The sequence below is a fragment of the Priestia sp. ABM2_011 genome (assembly GCF_056158845.1).
In genome coordinates this window covers 2,919,404-2,944,359 of the sequence record NZ_JBSWUB010000001.1, presented here as the reverse complement: position 1 = coordinate 2,944,359, position 24,956 = coordinate 2,919,404, and the positions used below count along the sequence as shown (strand labels likewise).

General features: G+C 36.3%; 23 protein-coding genes, 1 tRNA gene, 1 pseudogene and 1 riboswitch. Of the genes and pseudogenes, 20 read left to right on the top strand and 5 right to left on the bottom strand.

The window, feature by feature from the left end:
* Positions 1-13 precede the first annotated feature (13 nt).
* The gene (locus tag ACXAE4_RS15910; RefSeq protein ID WP_098112622.1) at positions 14-1,222 is read right to left on the bottom strand and encodes an MFS transporter; all 1,209 of its coding nucleotides are present in this window, start codon (positions 1,220-1,222) and stop codon (positions 14-16) included.
* Between the two features lie 255 nt (positions 1,223-1,477).
* Here ACXAE4_RS15910 and ACXAE4_RS15905 point away from each other — a divergent pair, with 255 nt between their 5' ends.
* From ACXAE4_RS15905 to ACXAE4_RS15870, 8 genes are all read left to right on the top strand, one after another.
* Positions 1,478-1,939 (top strand): MarR family winged helix-turn-helix transcriptional regulator, encoded by a 462-nt coding sequence (locus ACXAE4_RS15905; protein WP_033579007.1) that lies wholly within the window; start codon positions 1,478-1,480, stop codon positions 1,937-1,939.
* Positions 1,936-4,602, top strand: coding sequence for an MMPL family transporter (locus ACXAE4_RS15900; RefSeq protein ID WP_098112623.1), 2,667 nt, complete (start codon positions 1,936-1,938; stop codon positions 4,600-4,602). The genes ACXAE4_RS15905 and ACXAE4_RS15900 overlap by 4 nt, the downstream gene beginning before the upstream one ends.
* Before the next feature lie 237 nt (positions 4,603-4,839).
* Positions 4,840-5,004: a hypothetical protein gene (locus ACXAE4_RS15895; RefSeq protein ID WP_165573448.1), complete on the top strand. Its 165-nt coding sequence runs from the start codon at positions 4,840-4,842 to the stop codon at positions 5,002-5,004.
* A 200-nt stretch (positions 5,005-5,204) separates the two neighbouring features.
* On the top strand, positions 5,205-6,224 hold the full coding sequence (locus ACXAE4_RS15890; RefSeq protein WP_098112624.1) for an STAS domain-containing protein: 1,020 nt from the start codon (positions 5,205-5,207) through the stop codon (positions 6,222-6,224).
* A 188-nt stretch (positions 6,225-6,412) separates the two neighbouring features.
* Positions 6,413-6,841, top strand: coding sequence for an SRPBCC family protein (locus ACXAE4_RS15885; RefSeq protein WP_028413312.1), 429 nt, complete (start codon positions 6,413-6,415; stop codon positions 6,839-6,841).
* Positions 6,842-7,177 (top strand): ArsR/SmtB family transcription factor, encoded by a 336-nt coding sequence (locus ACXAE4_RS15880; protein ID WP_028413311.1) that lies wholly within the window; start codon positions 6,842-6,844, stop codon positions 7,175-7,177. It begins immediately after the preceding gene.
* A gap of 184 nt (positions 7,178-7,361) precedes the next feature.
* A complete protein-coding gene (locus ACXAE4_RS15875) occupies positions 7,362-8,150 on the top strand; it encodes an MBL fold metallo-hydrolase (protein ID WP_028413310.1) in 789 nt (262 codons plus the stop codon).
* Between the two features lie 125 nt (positions 8,151-8,275).
* Positions 8,276-9,145, top strand: a complete 870-nt coding sequence (locus tag ACXAE4_RS15870) for a GNAT family N-acetyltransferase (protein WP_028413309.1) — start codon at positions 8,276-8,278, stop codon at positions 9,143-9,145.
* Positions 9,146-9,310: 165 nt separating this feature from the next.
* Here ACXAE4_RS15870 and ACXAE4_RS15865 read toward each other — a convergent pair whose 3' ends face one another.
* A complete protein-coding gene (locus tag ACXAE4_RS15865) occupies positions 9,311-10,114 on the bottom strand; it encodes an alpha/beta fold hydrolase (protein ID WP_028413308.1) in 804 nt (267 codons plus the stop codon).
* Between the two features lie 334 nt (positions 10,115-10,448).
* Here ACXAE4_RS15865 and trhO point away from each other — a divergent pair, with 334 nt between their 5' ends.
* From trhO to ACXAE4_RS15835, 6 genes are all read left to right on the top strand, one after another.
* Positions 10,449-11,417 (top strand): oxygen-dependent tRNA uridine(34) hydroxylase TrhO, encoded by a 969-nt coding sequence (gene trhO / locus ACXAE4_RS15860; RefSeq protein WP_028413307.1) that lies wholly within the window; start codon positions 10,449-10,451, stop codon positions 11,415-11,417.
* Between the two features lie 221 nt (positions 11,418-11,638).
* Complete coding sequence (locus ACXAE4_RS15855; RefSeq protein WP_028413306.1) at positions 11,639-12,496, top strand: SMP-30/gluconolactonase/LRE family protein; 858 nt, start codon at positions 11,639-11,641, stop codon at positions 12,494-12,496.
* A 221-nt stretch (positions 12,497-12,717) separates the two neighbouring features.
* Positions 12,718-13,080 (top strand): group I truncated hemoglobin, encoded by a 363-nt coding sequence (locus tag ACXAE4_RS15850; protein ID WP_025751868.1) that lies wholly within the window; start codon positions 12,718-12,720, stop codon positions 13,078-13,080.
* Between the two features lie 140 nt (positions 13,081-13,220).
* Entirely contained in the window at positions 13,221-14,657 is a 1,437-nt protein-coding gene (gene hpaB / locus ACXAE4_RS15845) for a 4-hydroxyphenylacetate 3-monooxygenase, oxygenase component (protein WP_028413305.1), read from the top strand.
* Between the two features lie 148 nt (positions 14,658-14,805).
* Entirely contained in the window at positions 14,806-15,612 is an 807-nt protein-coding gene (locus ACXAE4_RS15840; RefSeq protein WP_028413304.1) for a DUF817 domain-containing protein, read from the top strand.
* A gap of 55 nt (positions 15,613-15,667) precedes the next feature.
* Positions 15,668-16,228, top strand: a complete 561-nt coding sequence (locus tag ACXAE4_RS15835; RefSeq protein WP_289578933.1) for a tubby C-terminal domain-like protein — start codon at positions 15,668-15,670, stop codon at positions 16,226-16,228.
* 30 nt (positions 16,229-16,258) lie between these two features.
* On the opposite strand, the gene htpG is transcribed toward ACXAE4_RS15835, so the two are convergent.
* Positions 16,259-18,136 carry a molecular chaperone HtpG gene (gene htpG / locus ACXAE4_RS15830; protein WP_099331007.1) on the bottom strand — a complete coding sequence of 626 codons (1,878 nt, stop codon included), beginning with the start codon at positions 18,134-18,136 and terminating at the stop codon, positions 16,259-16,261.
* 210 nt (positions 18,137-18,346) lie between these two features.
* Positions 18,347-18,425: riboswitch (ZMP/ZTP riboswitch) on the top strand.
* A gap of 168 nt (positions 18,426-18,593) precedes the next feature.
* Here htpG and ACXAE4_RS15825 point away from each other — a divergent pair.
* From ACXAE4_RS15825 to ACXAE4_RS15810, 4 genes and pseudogenes are all read left to right on the top strand, one after another.
* Positions 18,594-19,793 (top strand): phosphoglycerate dehydrogenase, encoded by a 1,200-nt coding sequence (locus ACXAE4_RS15825; protein WP_013057119.1) that lies wholly within the window; start codon positions 18,594-18,596, stop codon positions 19,791-19,793.
* A 133-nt stretch (positions 19,794-19,926) separates the two neighbouring features.
* Entirely contained in the window at positions 19,927-20,379 is a 453-nt protein-coding gene (locus ACXAE4_RS15820; protein ID WP_367077200.1) for a hypothetical protein, read from the top strand.
* 274 nt (positions 20,380-20,653) lie between these two features.
* Positions 20,654-21,195 (top strand): annotated as a pseudogene (locus ACXAE4_RS15815) (DUF6143 family protein).
* A gap of 709 nt (positions 21,196-21,904) precedes the next feature.
* Positions 21,905-22,054, top strand: coding sequence for a hypothetical protein (locus ACXAE4_RS15810; protein ID WP_167387320.1), 150 nt, complete (start codon positions 21,905-21,907; stop codon positions 22,052-22,054).
* Positions 22,055-22,171: 117 nt separating this feature from the next.
* Here ACXAE4_RS15810 and ACXAE4_RS15805 read toward each other — a convergent pair.
* Together ACXAE4_RS15805 and ACXAE4_RS15800 are read right to left on the bottom strand one after the other, a co-directional pair.
* Positions 22,172-22,243: transfer RNA gene (locus ACXAE4_RS15805), tRNA-Ala, on the bottom strand.
* Between the two features lie 106 nt (positions 22,244-22,349).
* On the bottom strand, positions 22,350-22,898 hold the full coding sequence (locus ACXAE4_RS15800) for an HD domain-containing protein (protein ID WP_289578935.1): 549 nt from the start codon (positions 22,896-22,898) through the stop codon (positions 22,350-22,352).
* Between the two features lie 226 nt (positions 22,899-23,124).
* Here ACXAE4_RS15800 and ACXAE4_RS15795 point away from each other — a divergent pair, with 226 nt between their 5' ends.
* Positions 23,125-24,426: a GH25 family lysozyme gene (locus tag ACXAE4_RS15795; protein ID WP_098999339.1), complete on the top strand. Its 1,302-nt coding sequence runs from the start codon at positions 23,125-23,127 to the stop codon at positions 24,424-24,426.
* A 181-nt stretch (positions 24,427-24,607) separates the two neighbouring features.
* A complete protein-coding gene (locus ACXAE4_RS15790; RefSeq protein WP_016764194.1) occupies positions 24,608-24,838 on the top strand; it encodes a hypothetical protein in 231 nt (76 codons plus the stop codon).
* The last annotated feature ends 118 nt before the right edge of the window (positions 24,839-24,956 follow it).

Below are 24,956 nucleotides of genomic sequence, written 5' to 3'. Positions count from 1 at the left end.
AGTTGTTAGACAGTTAGGACGATTGTTCACTATGTTTTTTGCGTGTTTCCACAATAAACAGACAAGTGCTAATAACAAAAGCCGTTCCTACAAAAATGGCGCCAACCCAAGGAAGTGAAGTAAGTCCCATATGGTTAATAATTACGCCTCCGAAAAAGGCGCCAAAAGCATTTCCTAAGTTAGCAAATGAGTGATTCGAAGTAGAAGCTAAAGCAGGTGCTTCCTGTGCTAAGTTCATAATTTTCACTTGAATACCAGGCATTACAGCAAATGCTGCTGCTCCCCAGAAAAACAGCGTGATAATCGCGGCTGTTGGGCTTTTGACAGTAAACGTAAAAATAGTCAGCACAATACAAAGAAAAGCAAATATACCTACAACCGAAGGCATTAACTTCCAATCTGCAAGCTTTCCTCCAACAACATTTCCAAGCGTAACGCCGCATCCGTACAATACAAGTATCCACGTAACGCTGTGTTCACTTACTCCCGTAACGTCTTCAAGAAGCGGTGTAATGTACGTAAATACAGTAAATAAACTACCGCACCCTATTGCACTTAAAAGAAGCATCACAAGAAGTTTTGGTTGGCTAAAAGCAGCAAACTGCTGTTTTAGACCCGTTAATTTTTCTTGACCAAGCTTTGGGATAAACAGAATAATACCGATAAATGCAATGATTCCCATAATGGTAATAGCCCCAAACGAAGCTCTCCAACCTAAGTGTTGGCCAATAAATGTTCCTACAGGAACGCCGATAATATTTGCAATGGTTAAACCTGCCATCATCGTTGCAACAGCACTTGCTCGCTTATGCGGTTGTACGAGCCGTGAAGCAATAACAGCGCCTACTCCAAAGAAAGTACCGTGACATAACGCCGTAACTAAACGAGCTCCCATCAAAATTCCATAGTTAGGTGCAATAATAGCAATCGCATTTCCGAGAATAAATAAAAGCATGAGTAAACAAAGCAGAAGCTTTTGAGGAAGTCGATGAGTAAAAATGGTTAAAATTGGCGCGCCAATCGCTACTCCTAAAGCATAGCCCGTAATTAGCTGACCAGCAGTCGAAATGCTAACATGAAGGTCTTCTGCAACGTTAGGCAGTATCCCCATAATAACGAATTCCGTCATTCCAATAGCAAAAGCTCCAAGAGTCAACGAGATAAGAGCAATTGGAAAGGAATCTTTCTTACTGACCTGCTCATTAGCATGCATTGTATTCATGTGTGATCACCCTTTCTGTGTATAAAATTTATATCTCCTTGAAAAGAAGTCAATTACTAATAATACTTAAGTGATTGAGCTTTGACAACCAAAAAAGCTGATGTAAGCGGTATCTTTTGGGATTCCGTTTATCTTTATCATATATGAAGACAGTCAGACATAAATTTATTGACAGAATAAAGTTTAGTCCTATAAACTATTTTTAAAGTTGAATAGTTTATACCTATAAACTAAATGAGCAAAGGAGGGAAAGAAGTGACGAAAAGCAAGTTATATCAAGCTGTAGAACTTTTTGAAGAAGTGCTGTTTGTAGGAACAGAAGTCATTCACAGAGAGCTGAGCCATAACCTCTTCGAACATGTCTCAAGGCAGCAGTTTGATTTGTTAAATAGTTTAATGATTAAAGGTCCATCTTCACCTGGCAGTCTCGCTGTCTTGCAAGGTGTTCATAAAAGTGCCATTTCGAATCGAATTAAAAAACTGCTCGAAAAAGGGCTTGTGGAGTGGGACACTAATGAACTAGAGAGCGATAAACGTTCTAAGCTTATTAAGATTACGGCTGAAGGAGAAAAGGTAATACATGACGGAAATGCCGCGTGTTTTAGTATCATTGAGAATTTGTTTGATGATGTAGAAGAAGAAAAAATAGATACATTTATTGAAATTCTTACAATGGCAAAAGAAAAGTTAACTATAAAAGGGGAAAGCAAAAAATGAAATTTATTGTGAAATTTAAATGGGTGATTGCGGCCTTTATTTTAGCTTTAACGGTCATATTGATGCTAACGGCACCCAATTTAACAAAGCTCGCAAGTGAAAAAGGGCAGTCTCAGCTTCCTGATGATGCCGTTTCATCTAGGGCCAGCCAAATTCTCAAAAATGCCGGGGAAGACAGTAACACCATCAGCATGGTGATCAAGCTAGATAACGCATTAGATAAAGATAGTGAGAAACAGATACAGAAAATCATTGATAAGACAGAGAAAATTAAAGGTGTAAAAGATGTTACAACGCCTTTAACAGATGATCAAGATGTTCGTAACCAATTAATGTCTAAAGACAAAAAAACCGTTTTAGTTCCGGTTACTGTCAGTGGATCGGATGAAAAAGTTGAAAAAATAGCGAATCAGATTTATGACAGCGTGCCAAAAGACGTTACGGCATATGTAACAGGTGCATCTCTTATTAATCAGGATTTTGCACACAGTTCAGAAGAAGGGTTAAAGAAAACCGAGTTTATTACTATCTTCTTGATTTTAGGTTTGCTTCTACTCGTTTTCCGTTCAGTCGTGACGCCGTTTATTCCTATTTTAATTGTGGGAATCACATACTTAATCAGTCAATCGTTACTAGGTATTTTAGTTAAAAATGTCGATTTTCCAATCTCAACGTTCACGCAAACGTTCTTAGTAGCTATTTTGTTTGGAATAGGTACGGATTACTGCATTCTTTTACTTAACCGTTTCCGTGAAGAATTGGCTAACGGACATGATAAAGTAGAAGCCACGATCACGGCTTACCGTACAGCAGGAAGAACGTTATTCATCAGCGGAATTGCCGTATTTATTGGTTTTGCAGCCATCGGATTTGCCAAGTTTGCTATTTTCCAATCGGCCGTTGGCGTAGCAGTGGGAGTTGGTGTGCTGCTAGTGATTTTATTTACCTTGCTGCCACTTTTTATGGTTACGCTTGGAGAAAAATTATTTTGGCCGTCTAAAAAAGTGGCTTCTCATAGCGATAATAAGCTGTGGGGGTTTTTAGGAAGAAAGGCAGTAGCGCGACCGTTCGTATTTTTAGTCATTACAGCGATTATTACCGTGCCTTTTATTGTAACGTATGACTCAAAAGTATCGTTTGATTCTACTGCTGAAATAAGCAGTGATTATAAATCTATAAAAGGACTAAATGCTATCAGTGACGCACTGGGAGAAGGAAAAGCATTTCCTGTCAATGTTATTATTAAAGGAGATAAAGAGTTAACAAAGGCGGATGTTATTCCGTATTTAGGAAATATAAGCAAAGCAATTGAAAAAGTGGATCACGTGGATTCTGTTATGACGATCACACAGCCTACGGGAGAAAAGATTGATGATTTATATGTTAATTCACAGCTGGGCTCTGTATCAGACGGAATCAAAGATGCTGTTAAAGGAATCGGAGATGTACAAAAAGGATTAAGTGATATTGAAAAAGGGCTAAATCAAATAGCCGACCAAACGGGTTCTGCTTCTAAAGAATCTGGCGGGTCACTTGCACCTGCCGCAGACGGATTAGCTCAAGTTAATCAACAGCTGCAGCTTGTCAGCACTCAGCTCTCTACAACAGGAAATGTGCAGCAAGCGGTTCCTCAGCTTGCAGCAATCAGCAAACAGCTTACTACCATTCAAACCGGTCTTCAACAAGCAAATGAGAATCTTTCAGCTCAGCAAGGCCAAGTCGGAACCCTATCAGACAGTATCAATCAATTAGCAGAAGGTGTTGATAGTGCAAATGATGGGCTAACGAAAATCTCAGATGGCTTAACAAAAGCAACAGGTATGCTTGATAACATGAGTGACAGCTCAACAGTTAGAGATACGGGTATTTATCTTCCAGCAGAAGTGATGAAAGATAAAGGGTTTAAACAATCCATCGACAACTATTCTTTTGCAGATGGAAAAGGAGTTAAGCTCAGCGTAGTGCTCGATCAAAATCCATATTCTGAAGAAGCCATTTCAACCGTAAAAAATATTGAAAAAGCGGTGGCAAGCGAAGTCGTTGATACGCCGTTTGAGCATACAGAAATTGTGTACGGAGGGGTATCGAGCTCAAATGCGGATTTAAAAGATTTATCTACAACGGATCTTTCACGCACAATGGTTATTATGATGATTGGATTGTTTATTGTTTTGACCATTTTATTCCGTTCAATGATCATGCCTGTATACATGATTGCTTCACTGTTGCTTACGTATTATACAGCAATGGGAATCTCAGAGCTTCTATTCGTGGATATAATGGGGAATGACGGAATCAGCTGGGCCGTGCCATTCTTTAGTTTTGTTATTTTAGTTGCTCTTGGAATTGACTATTCTATTTTCTTGTTAGACCGTTTTAACGAAGAAGTGAAAAGCGGCGTAGCAGAAGGCATGGTTACGTCTATGAGTAAGATGGGGTCGGTTATTATTACTGCCGCTATTATCCTAGCCGGAACGTTTGGGGCTATGATGCCATCAGGTGTATTAACGCTTGTTCATGTAGCAACAGTTGTTATCATCGGTCTTTTACTTTATGGTCTTGTTATTCTTCCGCTTCTTATGCCAGCGATTGTCGTGACGCTTGGAGAAGGAAACTGGTGGCCGTTTCTTCGAAAAAAAGAAAAATACAAAGTAGAAGAATAACTTATATATGCTGGATTTTATCAACAATCAGATATAACGTTAAGCATTAGATAGAGTAAAAATGAAGGATAGATGAGCGTCATGAGACTGCTTTATCTATCCTTTTTTTTGTGCTATTAGAAAACTTGAGCATGATTAAAAGTAAACTCAAGCAGGCGCTGTGATAAATATACCGGGTCGAATAAAAGGCTTCCTACTAGGAAAACCTATAGTCAAAAACATGCGGAGGTCTTTTTAATGAAATTTGTAAATCTTTTAGCTAATCAGCGAGAAAAACGACGCGAACAAATGCGTGAAGCAGGCACATGTCCAGACTGCTTAGGAAAACGTTTTCACCATGTTGGGCTTTATTTTGTGCACGTTTATGAATGTCCGAGCTGTCAGGGGAATGAGGAAAACTAAATAATTCAGCCGAAAAGCTTCTTCATAAAATAGAAGCTTTTTTTATTTCACCACTATTACAAGCTCAGTAGATTGAAAAGAATTGTTCCTTTAGAGCTAATAATGATAAGATTAAAAAAAGCAGCATCCAAGGTAATTCATACTCACTTTTACGTAAAAACCACTATAGTAGAGAGATTATATAAAAAGGAGATTCCGGCATGGGTGAAAAAAAGAATATTGATATAGGTGGTCTTAGTTTTGCTTGGGATTTAGAAAAAGGAAAATTTAGCTTTGAAGGAGAAGATGCGATTCTTTTTTGGATTTCTTCGGCGATGAAAACATTGTTTGACACAATCGAAGAAATATCTGGAGAAGAGGCAGCTTCGGTAGTACTGGAAACTACTGGTTTTCGACAAGGATTAGTAGTAGGAGAGTACTTTCAAAACATGAAGGGCGTAACGGTTTTTGAAGCGGCTGAGTTAATTACAAATACATACGCTTCGGCTGGATGGGGAAAAACAACTATCAAATATTTAAATCCTGAAAGTAAAACTCTATCTGCTGAATTAAAAGACAGTTGGGAACATAAAATTAACGTGGCGCAAAAGAAAACAATGGGAGGAAATTTTCTTCCGGCCCATTATGCAGGGATTTTTACAGGACTATTCGGAACAAATATTTGGTACAAGGTGATTCAACATCAAATAGAAGGGCATGAATGCACCACAGTAGAATACTTCCCTTCCAACATTGATATCACTCAAAATATTCATCAATTAGCGAGAAGAAAAGAAGCGCAGAAAATAGAACATTTGCAAAACATTGTAGCGGAAAAAACAGCAGAGTTAAAAGATCTTATTAAAAAGCTGTCTTCTCCTATTATTCCCGTTTTGGAAGGCATAGTCGTCGTTCCTTTGATTGGCAAATACGACGAGGATCGAACGGAAGATTTGATTGTCAATACATTAAATAACCTCCCAAAACATCAGGCTAATTATCTTGTGCTGGATTTAACCGGATTGGATAAAGAACTTACTGAATATACGGCAAGTCTTATCGAAAAATTAGGTGCAGCAGCGTCCCTGATTGGTACAAAAACCATTTTAGTAGGAATTTCTGCTGACTTAGGCTTAGTTATATCAGAGACTCATATTGATTTATCAAAATATGATTGTTTTCAAACACTGCAGCACGGCATTCATTATGCATTGGCACAAAGCGGACGAAGCATCGTTTAAAAGATATATTTTAAATATAACAAAATGCACTCATTCAACATCATAACAAATCTCTTTATCGAAGAACGGAAATGTATTGAAGGATTTCATTTTTTAAAAGAAGAATTGACACGAAACCAAAAGGTGTTATATTATTTTTATATAACACCTTTTGGTGTTATATTTGGAAAAGGAGAATGAAGACAACGATGAATGATAAAAGTGTAGTAGAAGATGTAAAACAGACGATAATATTTAACGCGCCGATTCAAAAAGTTTGGGATAAAGTAGCAACCGCAGAAGGGCTCCAACAATGGTTCATGCCTAATGATTTTCAGCCTCTGGTAGGATATGAATTTCATTTGCAATCGCCTTTTGGACCATCTCCGTGCAAAGTATTAGAAATAGATGCACCAAACTATCTTTCTTTCTCTTGGGATACGGATGGATGGGTCGTTTCGTTTACCTTAAAAGAAATGGGTAATCAAACTGAATTTACGCTTATTCATAGCGGCTGGAAAGAAGCTGAAACACTTCTTGAAAAAGCAAACGAAAAGAGTTCAGTGGTACGAGATAGAATGAGCTACGGGTGGACTAGTCTCGTGAATGAAAAACTTCGAAAGGTTGTTGAAAACTAAATGACTTCATCAGCTGCCAAGCATGATATCTTTCAAGCCATTGCTGATCCTACTCGAAGAAAAGTACTTGAGCTGCTTTCTGAAAAAGAATTGCCTATTTCAGAAATAACGTCCCATTTTTCAATAAGCCGTACCGCTGTTGTCAAGCATCTTCATATACTTTCAGAAGCAGACCTAGTCCATGGACAAAAAAAAGGCAGAGAAAAAGTGTATCATCTTCAGCCAGAGCCTTTGAAAGAAATAAAAGATTGGCTTTCTTACTACGAACAATTTTGGACAAACAAATTATCTATTCTTCAGCATATTGTTGAAAGAGACGAAGAAAGAAATCAATAGAAAAAGCATAAAAACGTTTTTTATAAGGAATATAGCAAAGCCAGTCGTTAAAAAGACTGGCTGTTTTACATAAAAGCTGGTTTTATTCTAGAAGGACAAATAAAAGAAAGATGCAGAACACCATAGGGCATTTCTTAAAATAAAAAGATAGACCTTTAGAAGAAAAAAAGGGGGAAACAGAGCAATGAACAAGCTTTTATTTTATGGGACGAGCGATGCTCAAGGAGTGCCTCGATTATTATGTGACTGTAAAGTATGCACGCAAAAAGATCCATTAAATCAGCGCACAAGACCTAGTGCACAGTTCACACTGGACGGTAACGTGTGTTTGATTGATGTATCACCTGATTTTAAACATCAATTTCATTTATACAATAACAAAAAAATCCCTTCTACCGTGTTTATTACTCATCCTCACAATGATCATGTTGCTGGTTTAGGGGATTTAGCCGACTTATGCTACTGGAATAATGTAAGTACAGAAGTCGTAGCAGCCCCTGAAGTCATCAGCGAGTTAATCAAAAGATTTCCTTATCTCGCAAAAAGAAAAGGGCTTACTTTTAATGGCACGTTAAAGTGGGAAAGCGGAGAAACGGCCATTACGTTTCATAAAGTGAATCACGGATTTAACGGTCATTCCTACGGCATTGTGGTTCATCAAAAACAAGGCGTACGCTGGGCGTATGTATCCGATTCTTTTAATGTGACAAAAGAACAGTGGGAGCCTTTTTACCACTTAGATTTACTGATATTCGGTACATCTTTTTGGAAAGAATATCTTCAAAAAGAAAAAAGATCCGTATATGATGTGACAGAGGCAATGGAGATTAAAGTGAAGCTACAAGCAAAAAACATGGTGTTCACTCATTTATCACACAATATTGATATCCCAAAGCACGCTGAGATGCTTTTAGATAAAAACGTAAGCTTTGCCTATGACGGACGCGAGATTTCATTACCTTATTTGTGTTGAGATTAATTAATATCTTATAGAATAATAATTTCAAACTAGGAAGGTAAAAGGGGTTAATAAGCAGGGATAGCTTGAAGTAGGAACGAACACGACACTAAATTGGAGCTAAAGAAGGGGATAGTGTTATGGATGCTATTATAGAAAAACCAAATAACCTCGGTGAATTATCTCGATTTCTATTAGAAAAAAATAGTCAGAAAACATCACATATTGGTTATTGTGGTGAAAAAGAAGAAGAAATCTACCAGACATTAAAAGAAGATTTTATTAGTGACGAGGGTGATATTAAATTTTTAATCGCTAGAAATAGGACAGGAGAAATTTTAGCGGCTATTGGATTTGATATCGAAGAAATGGTAGCAGAAGTGTGGGGACCTTTTAATAAAACATCTTCTATTGATTTGCAATCTCAATTATGGAAACAGTTAGTTAATGAAAATCCTTTGATCCAAGAATTTCATTTTTTTATCAATGAAGAAAATGAGCTGCAACAAGTATTTATGAATGAAATAAAAGCAAAAAAGACTGGTGAACACTTGATCTTAGAAATTAAAGAACAAAATTTTGATAAAGTTATTGAAATGAAAAGCGAGCCATTTAAACATAGTGATTTTCAAGCATTTGAAATGCTGCATAACGCAATGTTTCAAAATACTTATTATGATGGAAAAACAATTATTGAGAGACTTAACGATAGAAATATGTTAAAGATACTTAAAAATATGTCTAATGAGTTGCAAGGCTATGCGTACTTTGAAGTCGATACTGAAATGCGAGAGGCTTCATTGGAGTATATTGGTGTTTCAAAGAATGCTCAGAGTCAAGGTCTAGGAACGAGGTTGTTAAAGGAAGTTTTAACAGAGATGTTTTCATTTCCACAAATTAATGAAATTAAACTAACCGTTGATAGAGCAAATAGTCAAGCAAATCGAGTATATATGAAAGTTGGTTTTGAACCAAAAGATATTCTTATAAGTTATCGCCTCAAACTGTAAAAGAGTTAAGTTCAATGAGGGCGGAGAACATTAAGTGTAAAAGCGCTCGGATTTTTTTCGAGCGCTTTTACTTACCATTTATATTGCTGATTTGTAGTTCTAACTTATGCTTCTTTCTATCAACCGAATCCGTTAGAAACAAGGCAATTCTTTTTTTGTTGTAAATTAGATGCGCTCGATAAAATCACTCACAACTTTGTTAAACCGATCGCTTTCTTCGAGAAAAGGGCAGTGACAGCTGTTCTCAAAAACTTCAAGTACAGAACCTGAAACCAGCTTTTGAATATGCCTTCCAGCCGCTACAGGAATGAGTTTTTCTTCTTTTCCAAAGCACAGTAAAGTAGGAATTGTAATAAACGGGAGGAATTCTCGATAATCCACAATGGATTGATCAAACAAAATAGCACTAGCTATCGACTCGGGCATTTTCGTTACTTCTTTCATAATCCAATGTTTATCTTTTTCAGTTAATTCATCCTTAAACATAAGCGGAATAAAACTTTCTAATGTACTTGTTCGATCAAGCTGAATACCTTGCATAAGCGAAATAAGGGCAGGTAAATCAAATGCACCGATTGGAAAGTCTGACCATTTAAAGTCTGAAGCCATTTCATCTACAATAATATTCCCTTTTACATTTTCTTCACCAAATTGTTTCAAATATTCCCACACAACAAAAGCACCCATCGACCAGCCTACTAATATGACGTCTTTTAATCGATTATTATTTATAAACTCATGCACATCGCGAGCATAAGTGGAAATTGTGTGACCATATGGAGTATGACTTGAATTTCCATGTCCTCTTAAATCCAAAAGAATAGTTTGATACTGTTTCGAAAAAAAAGAAAGCTGGTTGTGAAAAAAACGACTGCTCATCCAAACTCCGTGAATGAAAATAATAGGTGTTCCTTCCCCTTGTTTTTCATAGTATAAAGTTGCACCGTCTTTTAATGTATAAAAAGGCATCATTTCCGTCTCCAATCTCAAAGGTTCATATCTCATCATGTATGCGCAGAAAAGCTCAGGTAGAACGTATCTCCGCAAGAAAATGTTCATAAAAAAACAAATCCTAGAAGTGTTCGCCTTGATATGTTATACTATTACAGGCTTAAATACTGTATGTTTTTGAAACAATCATTCACTGTAATACTTTTTAGATAGAAGCATCCTCATAAAAAGGATGTTGTTTTTGTCGTAATGTACCTTTAAGTAATGAATTGTTACCATCAATTCGGTTCACAATAACCGACCTACATGCATTATATCTTGCAAATATAAACAGATAGGTGGAAGAAGCAACATGACTGAAAGAAAACCATATCAAGTACTACTATATTATTTGTACACTCCAATTGAAAATCCTGAAGAGTTCACAGCTCAGCACTTGGCATTTTGTAAAGAGCTTGAACTAAAAGGACGCATTTTAATTGCGGCTGAAGGGATCAATGGAACAGTATCAGGAACAGTTGAACAAACAGATAAATACATGGAAACGATGAAAAATGATCCTCGTTTTGAAGGTATTGTATTTAAAATAGACGAAGCAGATGAACATGCGTTCAAAAAAATGCACGTGCGTCACCGCAAAGAATTAGTAACTCTTCGATTAGAAGAAGATGTGAATCCTCTTCGCGTAACGGGTAATTACTTAAGCCCAAAAGAATTTTATCAAGCGATGCAAGATGAAAATACGGTCGTAATCGATGCACGAAACGATTATGAATACGATTTAGGCCACTTCCGAGGAGCTGTTCGTCCGGATATTCAAAACTTCCGTGAGCTTCCTGAATGGATTCGCGACCACAAAGATCAGTTTGAAGATAAAAAAATCTTAACGTACTGCACAGGCGGTATTCGCTGTGAAAAATTCTCTGGATGGCTTCTTGAAGAAGGTTTTGAAGATGTAAGCCAGCTTCACGGAGGTATTGTAACATACGGAAAAGATCCAGAAGTACAAGGTGAACTATGGGATGGTCAGTGCTATGTATTTGATGAGCGCATCAGCGTACCAGTTAACCAAAAAGAGCATGTGATTGTCGGGAAGGATCACTTTACCGGCGAGCCTTGCGAACGTTATGTTAACTGCTCAAACCCAGAATGCAATAAGAAAATCTTAGCTTCTGAAGAAAACGAACACAAATATTTACGCGCTTGTTCACATGAATGCCGAGTAAGTCCCCGTAACCGCTATGTAAAAGAACATGGTTTAACAGAAGAAGAATTTGCAGCACGTGTTAAAGAGTTAGAAAACGAACACGTAACTTTATAATAAAAAAACAGCACGCTATATACAGCGTGCTGTTTTTTTATGAAAAGATTCTCTTGTAACCTAGTGTTTAGAGAATAACCTAGTGTTTAGAGAAGGTTATGCAACGGGTATTTATAAAAAGGAAACATATTCCTGTTTTTTTGTTTTGCATACTTAAAGGAATATTTTTTAGAAAGCGATTAAAAAACGGTTGTACATAAAAACAACAAAGGAGCTTGAAAATGGAAGCGAAAATTGAAAAAAAGTACGATGGACGTTTACTGGAAGGACCCCTATGGGATGAAGAAAATCAAAGATTAGTGCTAGTAGACATTTTAGATAAAAAACTTCTTACGTACGATCCAAAAACGACAACATTAGAAGATATGGATCTTCCTTCAGTTGTTACAAGCGTTTCTACAACCAATCATTCAAAATTGGTCGTCTCCACTCGTAATCAGCTGCTTTTAGTGGATAAAAACAAAAAGAATCATGAAGAGTATATCCGTTTAGATACTCTTGAAAAAAACATGCGTTTTAATGACGGGAAATGTGATCCATATAATCGCTTTTGGATTGGCACGATGAGTGAAGAAGATGAAGAAGGAAAAGCCCAGCTGTACGTAGTAGATGAAAAAGGTGTAATTAAGAGTGCTAAAGAAGGATTAAGCGTGTCAAACGGGCTAGCTTGGAATCGAAGAGGAGACAAATTCTTTCTGGTTGATTCCCCGAAAAATAAAATTATGTCTTATTCATTTTCTAAAGAAACAACAAGGCTCGAAGATGAAAAAGTGTTGATTGACCTTTCAGATATAGACGGGTTTCCTGATGGAATGACAATTGATGAGCACGACCGACTGTGGGTAGCGCTTTGGGGAGGTTCGAAAGTTATTTGTGTAGATCCAGAGAAAGGAGAAATTATAGAATCTATTCATCTTCCTGTTTCCAATGTAACCTGCTGTACATTTGGAGGAGACGATTTACAAACTTTATTTATCACCACAGCTAAGGAAGAAGAAAAATACGAAGAAGCTGCCGGCTCTCTTTTTTCATGCCGAGTAGGAGTAAAAGGCTTACCGGCTTATACTTACGTATATTAGACCAGCACTTATCAAAATGTAATGATTCAGACCAGTAACGATAGATATTAAATGCAGTTTCTACAACTCCTTTGCACTGCGTTCATTCCCTTTACATTTTATTCATTATGAGGAAGAGGAATAAAACATGACGATAACGAATTCCCATAAAGAAGCCTTTCAAAGAATATGAATACTTGTATTGGGTAACAATGGTTAAAGGTACAAAAGGAGGAATTGTTTTGGAACAAACATTGTATGAAAAAGTGGGCGGACAAGAAGCGATTGAAAAAGTAGTAGACTATTTTTATTCTGAACTTGTTTTAAAAGACGAAACAGTTAGTCACTTTTTCGAGCACACGGATATGGATAAACAACGTCGACATCAAGCCAAGTTTATAAGCTTTGCCTTAGGTGGACCGAATCAATATTCAGGAAAGTCGATGGCCAAAGCGCATGCAAATATGAATATTCAGCCCGAACATTTTAATGCAATTGCTAAGCATCTTCATGATGCACTTGCTCACTTTAATGTTGAAGAGCCTGATATTGACCAAGCATTAAGTAAAGTTGAATCCCTAAGAAATGATATTCAATATAAATAAATCATAAAAAAAGAAGGTTACTGTAACCTTCTTTTTTTATGCTCAAAGCTGTGATGTATGAAGGAAACATGGAAAAGACATCGTAATATGATAAAAATGCAATAGGTGAAAATATTTATCGAAAGTCTGGGAGTGGGAGTATGTCAGCAATTAATGGGAAGCAATACGTAGAGAGAATTAACCAATTAAAAGCAAATGTATGGGTTGATGGCAAGCTCGTAACAGGCGATATATCAGAACATCCGGCTTTTAAAGGAGCCATTAACAGTCAAGCTAAGCTTTATGATCTTCAGCATGATAAAAAAATCAAAGATATCATGACATACCAATCTCCGGCTTCTAAGGAATTTGTCGGTACATCTTATTTACAGCCTAAAACAAAAGAGGAGTTAAAAAAGAGGCGAGAGATGACTCAGCAGTGGGCTCGCTTAACTCACGGTATGATGGGGAGAAGTCCAGATTATATGAATACCGTATTGATGGCTTTTGCATCCTCTGCAGAACTCCTGAGAGGAGCAGAAAATTGCTTTCCTGAAAACATCATTTCTTATTATGAATATGTGAGAGAGCACGACTTATCGCTCACTCATACATTCATCGATCCTCAAGTCAATCGAATCCAATTTTATTACGAGCAAAACGATGAACCGATAGCAGCAAGAATAGTTGATAAAAACAATGAGGGAATCGTTATCCAAGGCGCGAAACTGCTTGCTACACAGGGCGGAATGACAGATGAACTGCTCGTACTGTCTTCAGCGGGCATTCAAGGAAAAGAAAAAGGATTTGCTTTTTCAATTCCAAGTAATACAAAAGGAATTAAATTTATTTGTAGAGAATCATTTGCAGGAAAAGATTCGACGTTTGATTATCCATTAAGTTCTAGATTTGAAGAAATGGATACAATTGTTGTCTTTGACCATGTATTAGTACCGTGGAACCGCGTGTTTTTTTATGAAAATGTAGACGTATCAAATACATTCCTTGCTTCTAGTTCCTTCTCAGCTTTTGCTCTGCATCAAGTAACTTCAAGGAGAATTGTCAAAACAGAGTTTGTATTAGGAATTGTACAATCTCTGATTGAAACCATTAACATTACGGACTATCCGCATGTGCGAGAAAAAGCCACGGAGCTTATTATTGCGTTAGAAACGATGAAAGCTCTCGTGATGAAAGCAGAAGAAGAAGCGGAGATTGATACATGGGGATACATGCGTCCGAATGAAACTACACTTCGTATTGCCGCAAATATATTTTCAAAAACATATCCTACCTTTACAGAGATTATCCAGCTTTTAGGTGCAAGCGGACTAATGGCAATACCAACAGAAAATACGTGCCGCTCATTGGTTAAGGAAGATATTACGCGTTATTTGCAAGCTAAATCGAGAGGAGCAGAAGATCGAATTAAGCTTTTTCGACTTGCATGGGATTTAACGATGAGTCCGTTTGGCACAAGAGAAACGCTGTATGAACGTTTTTTCTTTGGAGAGCCTGTACAGTTAACCAGTTATCTGTACTTATCTTACGATAAAGAGCGCTATGTACAGAGAGTCACCGATTTTTTGAAAAGTTAATGGAGAAAACTGATCTCCGCTGGGTATGATAATTTAGTTGCAAAAACAGCGGAGATGCTTATTGAATAAATTTGAAAAATCTGCAATAATTTTCAGGGAATCATTTCTGTGAAAATACTAAGGAATACTATAAAGATAGGATGTTACAATGAAGCAATTAATCTATTTTGGTTTAGAACAAGCAAAATCTTGTGTTTTTCCTGTTATTATTTTTCTTACATTGGCCATGACAAAAATAATTGAAGTACCGTTTATTTCTAGATATGACCTTATTTTATTAGTCTGTCTAGGAACTCAAGTTTTAATGGTGGCGTTTAAACGAGAAACGCTTGATGAAGTAAAAGTCATTGCAGTATTTCATTTAATTGGACTAGCGTTAGAACTCTACAAAGTTCATATGGGCTCATGGAGCTATCCGGAAAAAGCTTTCACTAAAGTCTGGGGAGTTCCGCTGTACAGCGGATTTATGTATGCTAGTGTAGCCAGCTACATGTGCCAAGTGTGGAGAAGGCTTGAATTAAAGCTTGCGAATTGGCCTTCTACGTGGATTGTCAGTATACTAAGTATGACTATTTACCTTAACTTTTTCACGCATCATTTCATTTACGACTTCCGCTGGTTTTTAAAACTTTTTACTTTACTTATTTTTTATCGAACTTTTGTATATTTTACGGTTAACAAACGTACATATCGCATGCCTTTAGTATTGTCTTTTGTACTGATTGGCTTTTTCATTTGGATCGCTGAAAATATCGCAACATTTTTCGGAGCATGGCAGTATCCAGATCAACAGCAGCAATGGACAATGGTTCATATAAGTAAAATTAGCTCTTGGCTTCTTCTTGTGATTGTTAGTTTCTTGATTGTTGCTTTACTAAAGCATTTAAAAGAAAATCAAAGCCAATTTAAACAAAGGAAGAAATCCAAAGAAACAAACGAAATATATGAAAGATAGAAACATAACTATGTACACGCTGTTAATATGAGGTACAGAAGCTTTGGAGGATTATATGCAAGAATATATCTTTTATCTTCCCTATTTTAAATCAGCGGGGAAGACCGTAGCAGTTACAAATGAAAATGGAGAAAACGTCGGACAGCTTAAGAGAGTGCATAAAAATATGTGGACTAAAAGTATTGATTTTGTAACTCGTGATGGACTTCCAGTTTTAGATTCTATTTCTTGGTTTCCTAACTTTTCCTGCGGCTTAAAGGTACATGTACAAGTTCAATGGGAAGGAAGAACGGTGTTTATTGATCACGTGAAGAAACACCGGTGGGTGATAAAAGAAAGTGGAAAAACAGTGGGGGATCTATTAGGTAAAGGAATAATCAAAAACGAAGGAGCACAAGAAATTAGATGGGGAAATAACGTCTACATGTTAAGTAGTCATGAAGCCGTAGAGGAAGCATGTATTTTTAATCAAAAAAGAGAAAAAGTCGCGGAGTTTAAATCAGACCTTTTTCATTTTAAACAAGGAAAACACTCAATAAGAGTAACAGAAGAACTGCCCGTACCCATTTTTATCGCTTCTTACTATATAACTACTTTTATTATGCCATGCATATAATCAGGCGCAGAATCATTCTGCGCCTGATTTTTATATCATGATTTTACAAATATCATTTGTGAATTCAACGGGATCACTAATAGATAAGCCTTCAATTAGAAGAGCTTGGTTATATAATAAATTTGTATAAAGGTCTAGTTTCTCTTTGTCATTTTCAAATGCATCTTTTAAAGAAGCGAATACATCATGATTTACGTTAATTTCTAACACTTTTTCTGCTTTTACATGCTGATTGTCAGGCATAGCACTTAAAATTTTCTCCATTTCAATCGTTACTTCACCATCAGCTGATAAGCAAACGGGGTGTGTTTTTAAACGTTTAGACGCGCGCACATCTCCTACTTTTCCCGCCAAAGCTTTTTTCATATAGTCAAATAGCTCTTTATTTTCTTTTTCCTCAGACTCATTGAGCTGTTCTTCTTCTGCTTCAATCCCTAAGTCACTGCTTGAAACAGATTTAAATTCTTTTTCTTCGTACGTCATTAACATTTTAATCGCAAATTCATCGATATCTTCTGTAAAATACAGAATTTCGTATCCTTTATCTGCAACCAATTCTGCTTGAGGAAGCTTTTCAATTCGGTCGTACGATTCGCCTGATGCATAATAGATATACTTTTGATCCTCAGGCATGCGCGATACATACTCGTTTAGTGTTACGAGCTTTTTCTCTGTAGAAGAATAGAATAAAAGCAGGTCTTTTAATACATCTTTGTTGCTGCCAAAGTCACTGTAAACGCCGTATTTTAGCTGGCGGCCAAATGATTCATAAAACTTCTCGTACTTTTCACGTTCGTTTTTAAGCAAGCTTTTTAATTCGTTTTTGATTTTCTTGCCGATGTTTTTGGCAATCAGCTGAAGCTGGCGGTCTTGCTGCAAAATTTCACGTGAAATATTAAGAGATAAATCTTCAGAATCTACCATACCTTTTACAAAGCTAAAGTAGTCTGGAAGAAGATCTGCACATTTATTCATAATTAAGACTCCGTTTGAATACAGTTCAAGCCCTTTTTCAAATTCTTTTGAGTAGTAATCAAACGGACTATTTTCTGGAATAAATAAAACAGCATTGTAGCGAATCGTTCCATCCACATTAATATGAAGGTGAGTGAGCGGTTTATCAAATCCGTAGCGCTTTTCTGAATAAAACTGCTCATAGTCTTCTGAAGTCAATTCATTTTTATTTTTCTTCCAAATCGGTACCATACTGTTGATAACTTGTTCTTCTGTATAATCTTCTAGCTCGTTATCAGAACCTTCTTTAGGCCGTTTTTCCGTTATGTCCATTTTAATCGGGTAGCGGATAAAGTCTGAATACTTTTTAATGATTTCTTTTAAACGATACTCTTCTAGATACTCATCATACGTTTCATCTTCTGTATTTTCTTTAATTTTTAAAATGATTTGAGTCCCAACCGTTTCTTTGTCGCAAGGTTCGATTGTATAACCATCAGCACCAGTAGATTCCCATTTATAGGCTTCATCGCTGCCTAACGCTTTACTAATCACCGTTACGACATCTGCCACCATAAACGCTGCGTAAAACCCAACGCCGAATTGGCCAATAATCGTGTGTCCGTCCTTTGTTTCATTTTCATTTTTAAACGCAAGGGAACCGCTTCGCGCAATTGTGCCCAAGCTACTTTCAAGCTCTTCTTGCGTCATGCCAATTCCAGTATCCGTAATGGTTAAGGTACGGTTAGTTTTATCGGGTGTTACTTTTATGTAATAGCTTTCTTTGTTAAAACGCAAGGAGTCGTCTGTTAAAGCTTTGTAATAAATTTTATCGATTGCATCGCTTGAATTTGATAGAAGTTCTCTCAAAAATACTTCTTTTTGAGAATAGATGGAATTAATCATCATCTCTAATAATCGCTTTGATTCGGCTTTAAATTCTTTTTTTGACATAAGAAGTTCTCCTTTCCAAATAGGGCTTACAAAATAATTAGCACTTGAATAGATAGAGTGCTAATCACTCTTTTTATTTAACATGTATTAGGGTATTTGTCAATATATTAGGAGATTCACCAAAGAGATTAAAAATTAGACTGAAAAAAGCAAACTTTTAAAAAAAGGTTGAACGTTCTGAAAGAGTTTGCTAGAATATACTTAATTTCAAAGACTATATGTGACTGGCGAAACGCGGATAACCGTGAGGAAGCATATAGTGACGTAGCCGTTCGCCTGGGCAGAGGTAAGGGATTAATACATATCTCTTACCTCTTTCTGTTTAGGGGGAGAGGATATAGAAGTTATCAGACATGTAGGCTAAAAAACCAGACTTTTAAAAAAATTAAAAATGAAGTTCCTTTATCCAAAGGTAAAAACATGTAAAACTACGATGATAATCAGAGGAGAGTACAAAATGAGCACATTAACATTAGAAAAAGTACAAACAATCAAAACATTAAACAACATTGCACAAAAAGGTCTAAATGTTTTTAATCAAGAAGGTTATCAAATTGACAACGACAGCGAAAATCCAGATGCGATTGTCGTGCGTAGCTTTAACATGCACAGCATGGCATTTGACCAAAATTTAAAAGCTATTGCACGAGCTGGAGCAGGGGTTAACAATATACCGGTGGACGCTTGCACGGAGCAAGGTATCGTTGTATTTAATACGCCAGGAGCTAATGCAAACGCAGTAAAAGAAATGGTTTTAACTACAATTATGGCTTCTTCTCGTAACTTATTTGCTGGAGTTGAATGGACAAAAGGATTAGACGGCCAAGGTGATCAAATTCCTAAGTTAGTTGAAGCAGGTAAAAAACAGTTTGTTGGAAAAGAAATCAAAGGTAAAACATTAGGCGTTATTGGTTTAGGTGCAATTGGTGCTCTTGTAGCAAACGACGCGCTTGATTTAGATATGGACGTAATTGGTTTTGATCCATTCATTTCTGTTAATACAGCTTGGAATTTGTCTCGCAACGTACAGCGTGCAATGTCTCTAGAAGAACTATTTGCAGCATCTGACTATATTACGGTTCACGTTCCATTAACGGACGATACAAAAGGTGTTTTCAATAAAGAGACGTTTAGCATCATGAAACCAGATGTTCATATTTTGAACTTCTCACGCGGTGAGCTTGTAAACGAAGAAGATATGAAAGCTGCTCTTGAAAGTGGAAAAGTTGGTCGATATATTACAGATTTCCCAAATCAAAATGTCTTGAACATGAAAAATGTTGTGCCAATTCCTCATTTAGGGGCATCAACTCAAGAATCAGAAGAAAACTGTGCGGTAATGGCAGCACGTCAAGTGAAAAATTTCTTAGAAACAGGAAACGTTAAAAATTCAGTGAACTTCCCGAATGCATCTCTTCCTTACACTGGGAAAAAACGCGTAGCTGCTTTCCATCACAACGTACCGAATATGGTAGGACAACTTACGCAAGTATTCTCAAACTACAATTTAAACATCGCAGATATGGTGAACAGAAGCCGCGGTGAATATGCGTATACAATGATCGATATTGACAATCAAGTAAGTGACGAGATTGTGCCTGAGCTAGAAGAAAAAATTGGTCAAATTGAAGGAATTATTACAAGTCGTATTATCTAATTTGGTTATCATCCTATTTTAGTGTTTCAGCCCTAACTTTTCTAAGTTAGGGCTGTTTTTACATGGTATTTATCCTCATATCATTTCCTTCAGTCCCATAGCATATAGAAATATCTTTAAAGAGGTGAACGTTTTGTCAGAAGAAATGATAGGAATTTTGATAGGGTCGCTCATCGCGCTGGCAGGAACATTCATTACGTCTGTCGTAGCTATAGCGATGTCGAAAGAGCAATACAAGCAAGAGCTTCGCAAAGCATTTATCCAAAAGAAAGTTGATGCCTATACCCATGTGTGTCAAGTTATTCTAGCTATAAAAAATGATTTACTGACAATAACCGTTTCTTCAGCCGGCTTAAACTGGACGGCTCAATCTATTAACAAACTAGCAGATGTATGTATTACGGAAGGACTGTGGATCGATGAAGAAGACAGCAAAAAGCTGGAGGTTCTGCAAAAGCAGCTTTCAAAGTTTGTATTGGATGAAATAGAACTGTCTAGACATGATATCCTCACAACCTGTTATGAAATTATTGAGTATTGTGAAAAAAAGGTAAAGATTCTTCATTTTATGACTACAAAAGAATAGGTGATTACTACTTTAAGAAGGGATAGTAGACGGATAAAAAAAGCATCGGAATATAAAGTCAAAAAACAATCCGTTTATACACCAGCAGTCGACGAGGGCATTAGTAAGGAAAGGGCCAAGGGGAAATTTTTTGTAAAAACGATAGAAAAAGATAGGCTCAGTACCGGGTCTATCTTTTTGCGTTTATATAAAGATTAAATATATTTATATATGCATGTGTCCAAGCATTTACAGAAAAAACTCCTAAAATATAGTCCAGAAAGGAGACGATTGTATGTCAAATTACGAGTCGAGCAAACCGTATATTAAATCCGTTAATATACCTAATCCTTTATATCAATCGTTAAAAGGAGACTATTTTGTTGGACAAACTGAGCCTATTCGTTTTGGTGGAAATAGAAACGCTTCGGGCGGATTAGTGAACCCTTCCGGCTCCGGAGTAGATTTATTTGTGAATGCTTTTACTATCACTAACTATTCAAACGAACCTTTTACTGCTGAAATTTGGTTTAATTCTATCCCCCTGGAAAAGGAACAACTTCAGATAATGTGAGTCCAGCAAATACTACAATACGTTCAAAGCCAAAAGGGAAAATTAAATTTGCAGAAATGGTAAAAGGCGTTCCTGCTAAAGGGGTAAACGTATTTAACCGTGTTGTTCCGCCGAAAAGTACATTAGTAAGTGATGAAGACGGCAAATTTATCTTTCCAAACAACGGTTCATACGTTATTTTCTTAGTTTCTCCAGGAAATAAAGAAATTGAAGCTGAAATTGCATATGGATGGTTCGAGAAAAAACGTAAGAAGGACTGTTAACTGAATAGGTCTTAGCGATTGTATGAGAAGTGTATGAGCTATTTCATATTTAATACAGTTCTTAACAAACGGTAAGTGTTTATGAAAAGAACTTTACAGTAGCATCCAAAGTTCTTTTTTATAGCTTGCGTTTTTTCGTTTGATTGTAGATATAACTAAAGAAAAACAAGCAAACGTATAATTCCGATTACGCAAGCGATTTGAACGGCATTTAAAGAAGTTGAGGACTCAAGAAGCAAAGCGATAATACATAAGTAGAATGAAGTAACTTTTTTGTCCAGGATATAAGCATGCTTAACATCTCACGTTCATGTCTACATTCACATTATCTTAAGTTTCAATTCATACTGGCTTCATATAAATGAATCATACTGAATGTATTAATGAAAGATACGAGGTGAAACAATGTTAAACAAGCTTTTTAGACTATTTACACAAGAAACCGAGATATCTAAAGATAAAGAAGGAAATATCCAAGAAGAGAACGATTTTAACGAAGTTTGTGATGATTATTTCATTATAGATGAGTATTAGAAACCCTATAAAACGCTGCAAAATTTCAAGGATTGATTGAGTATATCTGTACAACCAGTAATCGTACAAGGATCGTAAAGGTATACTTTTATGGCCGATTAATATTGATAAATTGCTTTTTACATGAAACAATGCGAAAAAGATGGGCACCCTAAAAGCAAAAGGAGGGGATAGAATGAGCAAAGAACCAAACGATGAAACAAGTGAAGGGCTGAATCAGCTTTTTGAAATCATCAATGCAAAAGGCGACGAGGGCGAACTTAGAGAAATTGTAAGCAGGAGCAGTGAAAAGAATAATTATAAAAATCATGAGGATCAATCGTAAAAAGAAAATAAAAAACCTCTTCATGAAAATCATGAAGAGGTCAGATGAAATAGTATTACACCCATTCCATCCGGCAGAGTTTTAAAGTGTTTTAAACTCTTGATGCGACTGGTTTTATGGAACTGATGGGATTCGAACCCACGACCCCTTGTCTGCCAGACAAGTATTCTCCCACTGAACTACAGTCCCGCTTATGTAGAGTCTTTATTGCCTGTTGACTCTACTATATTTTAATACGTATGACGCACGTTCGCAATAGTTATTTTCAGTGTTTTCTAATTTCTTCATATGAATATTAACTTCTAAAAAAATCATTTACTTCTTGTTTGTACGTATTAAAAAAACTTGGAATTTGGCTTGGTTCCAATCCTTTTTCAGCGTATTTGCTGATGGACTCGTAGTACCATTTCTGTTTTTCGAATCCTCTTTTAAAACTATTCCAAATCACATCTCCTTGCTGATCGTAGCTTTCTTTTAAAGACCGTAAATTGTCTAATTTATCTGCTACAATTAAAGATTTCACTTCAAGAGAACCAGTTTTCACAATTTGAATTGTATGCTGTTTACGTTCTTCCCAGCTTTTTGATTTGTTTTCTGTATGAGCTTCAACAATCCCTGCTACCTCTAAACCAAATCTTCGTACAATTTCTTCGAGTGTTACACTTGTATCTTCTACAGCATCATGCAGATAAGCTGCTGCAATTACTTCTTCACTAAAACCTGCTTTTTCTAAAATATTACCTACGTTAATAGGATGAACAATATAAGGTGTATCGGAAAGCTTGCGCATTTGGCCGGTATGAGCGTGTTCTGCATACCTACGTGCTTCTTTTATTAAAGACATCATATTCCTCCATTTTTTATACAGTATATCTTCATATTATTAGTATAAACGAATATAGCTCTTCTAACGTTATGAAATTGCACAAATTCATTTCTTATAATAAGGTAAGGCTACCAAAAGCCCTTCTTATTGTACGGTTTTTTATAAAGCCTAATATCTATTTAATAGGCCTGTATCAGTTGCCATTTCCTTTTTTATTCATAGTTTGTATGAAGGAGTGATAGCAATGCAAAACCGTAATAATCAAAATATTAAGGTCATTGATGTTTCTCATCACAACGGAACAATTAATTGGGCAAAAGTGGCGTCGGATGGGGTAAAAGGCGCGTATATTAAATTAACAGAAGGTACAACCTTCTTAGATAAAAAATCATATGATAATTATATAGGAGCAAAAAATGCAGGTCTACGTGTAGGCTTTTATCACTTTGCTCATGCTGATAATGATCCTATTGCAGAAGTTAATTTCTTTTTAAATAAATTAGGCAGCATGAAGGTTGATTTGCCTCATTGCTTAGATTTGGAAGAAAATAAAGGGAAAACAAAAGCGCAGGTCACAGCCTTTGCAGTTAGATGGATGGAATATATTGAAAGGAAAACAAGCATTACGCCTATTCTTTACACCGGGTATAGTTTTATTAAATCCAATTTTACAAGCGCCGTGGCAAGATATCCGCTATGGATAGCTCGTTACAGTGGAAGTAACCGTTCCAAGGGATTTACTAATCCAGGTGATACGGCCATTTGGGATAGATGGTCTATGTTTCAATATACAGATCAAGGAAAAGTAAACGGGATTAAAGGCAATGTTGATATCAATGAAATGGATCTGGATTTCTTTAATAGTATTAACACAGGGGTGGCGGTGGTGGAAAATAATCAGCCATCAGCACAATTGCAGCAAGGTGATAGCGGACTAGCTGTAAAAGAACTGCAGCAAAACTTAATTAAATTAGGATTTGAGCTTTCCCAGCAAGGAACCGATGGCCAATACGGAAATGAAACCGTTGCAGCTGTTAAAGCTTTTCAAGAAAAGTATGGATTAACGTCAACTGGAAAAGCTGATGAGAAAACATTAGCTAAAATGATGGAATTGCTTAAGGGTGTAAGTACTCCTATAGAAGAATCATTACCAAAGGTTACTTCACTCGGAGATAAATATTCTTTTCAAGTAAAAGCGAAGAAGGATATTGGAGTCTACAAATATGCGAATGTAACAGAGAATTTCAGAACTATAAAAAAAGGCACGGTATTTAGCGTATATGGCTATACGAGTGCAGCATGGGCTGTTCCAGGCGGATTCGTGCAAATGAAAGACGTAGAACCTATCCCAGTTACAATTAAAACAGGCGGATTAAGTAAAGACATGGAAACAGAGTTTCGTGCTTTCTTAAAAAATGAAGGAATTGACAGTGAATTAAACGTACATGCAATAGGTAATCCGTCAGCTGAACTCACAGCAGCTGGACTGGATTTTGTAAAAGTTAAACAATTTTTAGATAAAAAAGGCTGGTACTACAAGCAATAAACCCCCGCTCTGAAGAGTAGGGGTTTATTTTGAGATTTTATAAAAAAAGAAGAGCAGACATCAATTAAGTAATTAAAATATGTTCTAAATAACAAATTAGGTGGCAACAAAAAAGTTTTTATGTATAGTCGACCTCTAACAGTCATATTTTTAGTCAACGGCTCATGGAGGGTGAATGAATATGAAAAATACGCAGATTCGAATTGAAACACTATCCTATCACTATGAAAGCATTATGGTGAATGATGAAGTAGAGCGTGCGATAAAAAGTATTGAAGTGACGTATCGAGCATATAAACATAACCACGTTTTAAACGGACACGTAGTACTTTCAGGAGAAGAGATTTACGATCTTCAGCAGCTGACTCACGCAGTGGCTGGGAAAATAAAAGCAGAATTAGAAACTACATAAAAAAGCGCCTTTCTTTAAATTTCAAACATTAAAGAAAGGCGCTTTTTTATATTAATTATTAATTAAACTGCAAAAAGAAGAAATTAAAGTATGTTCTAAATAAAATATATAAATAAAA